At 61.4% G+C, this 526-nt stretch carries 1 protein-coding gene; it reads right to left on the bottom strand.

The annotated features are described in order from the left end of the window. Positions 1-334: 334 nt before the first annotated feature. Positions 335-526, bottom strand: a 192-nt coding sequence (locus ACK4SE_RS14360; RefSeq protein ID WP_409694088.1) for a hypothetical protein, incomplete at its 5' end; no start/stop codon positions are given.

The raw sequence follows: 526 nt of genomic DNA on the forward strand, positions 1-526 counted from the left end.
CACCTTCACGCGCAGCTGAGCGGCTTCCGCCGCAAGCTTCAGCATCCGTTCGTCCGAGCCATCGGCGCACGGCCCCGACGCGGGCCGGAGCCCTGCTTCAGGATAACGATCTGTCGTGGAGGATGCAGAACGGTGGATGCTATCGGGCAAACCGCGCCTCGCAGGAAGGTCTCGAATGGATCACTACTGTCACACGGGCCCGTGATTGGCCACTGACATGCTCGTCTGGAGCCCGATTGGGGCCGAGGCTGTGCCGCAACGGCCACGCCAGGCATAGCAAAGCCCGCTGTGATCAAAGATCCGGAAAAGGTTCCTTTAGCGCGGGCACAAATTTTCAGCGGGAATCTTCGGGCGTATCGAGTGTCAGGGAGCGTATTTCCCCGATTGGCCTCACCTCGGCGTAGAGGCCTGCTCCATGACGTCGCACCACATCACCGAGATCCCTGGCGCGCTTGTTCTGGCCAGGAGGATGGTTGCGATCGGATCCCTTGAAGTCCTCACTGGCTTCCATGGTCATTGCCGTCCT

The organism is Brevundimonas sp., from assembly GCF_046293315.1.
GTDB lineage: Bacteria > Pseudomonadota > Alphaproteobacteria > Caulobacterales > Caulobacteraceae > Brevundimonas.